This window comes from Caballeronia sp. J97 (genome assembly GCF_905220305.1).
Taxonomy (GTDB): domain Bacteria; phylum Pseudomonadota; class Gammaproteobacteria; order Burkholderiales; family Burkholderiaceae; genus Caballeronia.
The window spans coordinates 1-4270 of sequence record NZ_CAJMZL010000069.1 but is presented as its reverse complement, the minus strand read 5'-3'; the positions used below and the strand labels follow the sequence as shown (position 1 = coordinate 4270).

Annotated in this window: 4 protein-coding genes; 1 reads left to right on the top strand and 3 read right to left on the bottom strand. The window is 66.9% G+C overall.

Translation table 11 applies throughout. The features are described 5' to 3' along the window. Positions 1 to 517: 517 nt before the first annotated feature. The 3 genes from U4Y90_RS35740 to U4Y90_RS35730 all read right to left on the bottom strand — a co-directional run bounded on the left by U4Y90_RS35740 (position 518) and on the right by U4Y90_RS35730 (position 3356). Positions 518 to 1105 (bottom strand): aspartate kinase, encoded by a 588-nt coding sequence (locus tag U4Y90_RS35740; protein WP_321801830.1) that lies wholly within the window; start codon positions 1103 to 1105, stop codon positions 518 to 520. 83 nt (positions 1106 to 1188) lie between these two features. After that, complete coding sequence (locus U4Y90_RS35735) at positions 1189 to 2319, bottom strand: hydantoinase/oxoprolinase family protein (protein WP_321801829.1); 1131 nt, start codon at positions 2317 to 2319, stop codon at positions 1189 to 1191. Further along, positions 2316 to 3356, bottom strand: a complete 1041-nt coding sequence (locus U4Y90_RS35730) for an ATP-grasp domain-containing protein (RefSeq protein WP_321801827.1) — start codon at positions 3354 to 3356, stop codon at positions 2316 to 2318. The genes U4Y90_RS35735 and U4Y90_RS35730 overlap by 4 nt, the downstream gene beginning before the upstream one ends. A 13-nt stretch (positions 3357 to 3369) precedes the next feature. Between U4Y90_RS35730 and U4Y90_RS35725 the strand changes: the two genes are divergently transcribed. Beyond that, complete coding sequence (locus U4Y90_RS35725) at positions 3370 to 4104, top strand: HisA/HisF-related TIM barrel protein (RefSeq protein WP_321801825.1); 735 nt, start codon at positions 3370 to 3372, stop codon at positions 4102 to 4104. The last annotated feature ends 166 nt before the right edge of the window (positions 4105 to 4270 follow it).

The window sequence follows — 4270 nt, the reverse complement described above, 5'->3', positions numbered from 1 at the left end:
CTGAATGGCCCGCCAGTAGAGAGTGCCCTCACAAGCAGAACACGGCTCGGCTCGCACACGGTCTGACAAGCTAGTAATTTGAGGGCACGGGTTCAGCAAGAAACAGCACCGGCACAGCGCTACGCGCCGCCGTCGGGTCCACAAGGGAAACCAGCGGGCTGCGCATGCAGTGAGATGGAGATATCAGCAAAGAAGCACACGCAGACCCGATGAACCCATCGGCCGCGAAGTGGGCCGGAGCAGTCTTGTGCTGTACCAGTTGGTTGTGTGGTGCGATGAGACGGACCGTGCGCGATCCAAGCGGTGTTCTGCTTGTGAGGGCACTCGCTACGGGCGGACCATTAGGCCAATTGCCTGTGCCGCGGCCGGTGTGGAGTACTTTGGATGGGGATAGCTGCTTTCTTTGGTTACTTTCTTTGCAGCAGCAAAGAAAGTGACTGCCGCCCCGCACAGGGGCAGTGCTAATAGACCGACGCGAAAACGGGACCCGACGACACCAAAACCAAACCCAAAACCCTCAAACCGCGACATTCAACAACCGATCCCGCATAACCCCCACATCAGCCTTACTAAAAATCTCCACAATATAATTGGCATCCCGCACATAAGCGGGAAACCTGCGATCCACGATGCCTTTCGCGGCCAGCGCCTCCAGCGGCGCATTCGCCTCCACCTCACACGATTTCACGATCATCAACCGCTCCGCATTGAGCAAACTGGAAAGCCATGCAGCAAGGCTGTCCGAAGTGGTATCCCAGTTGGTCATCGAATCGGGCGTCGCCCGCATGAGATCGGTCGGCACCCAAACCGCCACACGCCCATCGCGCAATGCCCGCCGGATTCGATCCTCGTTCGATGCCAGCACGAGCTCCGGCACCACGCCCTGCATCAGAATCGCGTATTGCGCCATCGCGAGCAGACACATGTTGTGAGCCGCGAGATCGTCGAAATGCCATTCGTGCTGATACTGCCGCACCGCGTCCGCAAAATCGCCGCCGCCCGGCACGATCACCACGCGCCCTCCGCCCACTTCCCATAGCCGCGTCAACCACTCGCGCAGCGCCGGGTCGTGACTCAGGCTCCCCCCGATCTTCACCACCCACATATTCCTGTCCTCGTTCGATCATGCCGCCGGGCCACGCACCCGGTTCGATAACCCTTCTTCGCTCCGGTATATTCCGCACGCTATCACGCAGCGCGCGGCGATGCATCGTTCGACGGATGCTCTTCGTTGCCTTGCACTCCATTCGTCGCAGTCGACGCCAGCAGCGCGACCGCCACGCTCGGCGCGCACGTCGAGACCCATTCGGCGCGCGTCGTGTCGTCATCGGCGACGCCCGCGAGACGCGCGAAGTCGACATAGCCGCGCGCCTCCTGCCGCGCCAGCGCCGCCGCCAGAAAGCGCCCGCAGCCCGCGCCGACGATCGGCGCAGCGGCCAGCGCCGCATCCCGCGCGATCACGCGCGCGAAATTGCCCTCCAACGCGCGCAACTGCTCGCGCCGCCAGTTCTGCGCGAACTGCCGCCATTCGGCATCGCTCGCATCGACGGCGTCGCGGCCGATCATCCGCGCGATGCGCGCCCGGCTCGCGGCCTGCGTCTTCGGTCCGTTATCGGCGCTCGGATGCTGATCGTGCTCGGGCCACAGCTCACCCGTCAGACGATAGACATCGGCCGTCGTCGCGAACCATTCGTTCATCACGCCGGTCGTCTCGCCGCGAAACGCAATGCGATGCGCGACCCCGCACAACGGCGTTCGCACGACGCCCTGATAGACCAGCTCACCGCCGATGAGCCGTTCGGCGTCGTTGCAACCGCGCGCCGCGACACGTCCGCCGACGATCGGAACGATGTCGGTCGTCGTGCTGCCGATGTCGATCAGCACCGCGTCCGGCACACGCGTCGCGACCCATTGCGCGGTCGCGAGCCAGTTCGCCGATGCGACCTTGCGCCAGCCGTCCGCACACGCCGAACGCGCGAGCCAGCCCGCCTCGCCGGCGAAGAACATCGTGCGCGGGCCGAGCCGCTGCGCGAGCGTGCGCGTCAACGTGCGCACGCCTTCGGCGCGGTCGGCGAAGAGATCGACCATCTCGCCGGTCATCGTGACGGCGTGACGCGCGGCTGCGTCGGCGGCGACGGGCCAGCGCTCGAACATCGCGTCGATCACGCGCTCCAGATGCGCGATGCCCTGCCACAACGGACACGCCCATTGCGCGACATCGGCAAGCACGCCCGCGCGCGTCGCCATCGACACCTTGACGTGCGCGCCGCCCACGTCCCAGCCGAACACCGGCGCAGCGTTCGATGCCGATGTCGTCATGACGACGCTCCACCGCACGCGCGCAGCAAACCGGCATCGCCGTCGAAACCGGGCACGCGATGCGCCGCGAGCAACTCGGCCGCGAGATTCCTGCCGCCGCGCCGGCTCAGTTCCGCATACGCGACCGTCAGGCGCGGATTCACCTCGATCACGACCGGCCCGCGCTCCGGATGCCACACGACGTCGATGCCCGCGAATCCGCGCAGACCCGGGAACGCCTCGGCCACGCGCAGCGCGAGACGCTCGAGCGCGCGGCCTTGCGGACCATGCCGGTCGACGCGATCGACATCGACGCCATCGAACTGGACGATGCGCTCGCGTCGGCCCGACCCCGCCGCATCCGACAAACCGATGCGCTGCCGGTTTATGCTCACGAGCCGCGACAGCCGGTCACGGCAGATCAGCGACAGGCTGAGCGGCTCGCCGTCGACCCATTCCTGCAGCACCGGATTGCGGCCGGCTTCCGCGCGCGCTTCGTATTCGGCGCGCGCGGCGGCGAGGTCGTCGTAGACATAGGTATCGAGACCGCCCGCGCCGTCATCGGGCTTGACGACCCAGCGCCGCCCGATGCCCGCGCTTGCGTTTTCCGGCTCGAGCGCGGGCGTCGCGGCGATGCTGCGCGCGGCGAGACACGCGGCCGTCGCGCTCTTGCTCGACGCCGCGCGGATCGCTTCCTTCGCGCAGCCGAGCCAGCGCGCCTGGCCGACGGCGTCGTAGAGCTTGAGCAGCAGTCCGTCGCATTCGGGCGCGACGATGCAGGCATGGTCATGTTCGCGCGCCACGCGGGCCACGAAGCGTATGACCGATTCGCCGGGCTGCGGGCGCACGTAGCCCTGGTCGTCGTCGAGCTGTTCGAAGCGCGAGCTCGCGACGCTCACGTCGATGCCCGGCAGCGCGCGCAGATCGGCGGCGATGGCGTCGCGCATCACGCGGCCCTCGACGATCAGCGCGGAGAGGTCGGCGAGGCTGCCTGCGCCCGCCGCATCCGGATCGATGCCGCCGCCGGTGAGATACTCGAATACGAAGATCTTGGTCAAAGGAAAGCCATCCATGCAGGTAATACCCGTTCTCGATCTGCTCGACGGCCACGCGGTGCACGCGGTGCGCGGCGAGCGTTCGCGCTATCGGCCGATCCAGTCCTCGTTGTGCGCGACGAGCGATCCTGTTGCGATCGCCCGCGCGCTCGTCGCCGCCACCGGCGCGCGCACGTTGTACGTCGCCGATCTGGGCGCGATCCTTTCGCGCGGCGCGCACGATCATGCGCTCGCCGCGCTTTGCGACGCGCTCGGCGACGGCGCCAGCATCTGGCTCGACGCGGGCTTCACCGCGTTCGCGCCGATGCGCGCGCTGATCGAGCGCATCGCGCGGCTGACGCGGTCCGCATCGCCCGCCGCGATCGTGCCCGTGTTTGGCACCGAGTCGCTCGTCGATATCGGCGCGATCGCCGAGGCTTCGGCTTGCGGCTTCGAGCCGATCCTGTCGCTCGACTATCGCGGCGGGCGCGCGCTCGGATCGACGCATGCCGAGAGCGGATGGTGGCCATCGCGCGTGATCGTGATGACGCTCGATCACGTGGGCGCGTATGCCGGGCCCGATCTCGACACGTTCGCCGCGGTGCGTGCGCTCGCCGGTGCGCGTGAGTTGATCGGCGCGGGCGGAATCCGCCATGACGATGATCTCGCGCTTGCCGGTGATAGCGGTGCTTCGGCGTGGCTCGTCGCTTCCGCGATTCACGATGGCGCCGTGGGGCGGCGGGATGTGAGTCGCGGAGCGTCGGAGGGGTGAACTCAATATTTGTGCCAAGGGCGATGGGGCTTTGCTAGCGCTGTAATCGTTTGGCAAGCAGGTGTTGCATCGGGTGATTCATGGGTGACAGTGTGTTGCATTGCGGAGCAGTTTTTTTGGGGGGTTGGGCTTTGGTCTTGGTTTCGCCGGATCCCGTTTTCGCGGT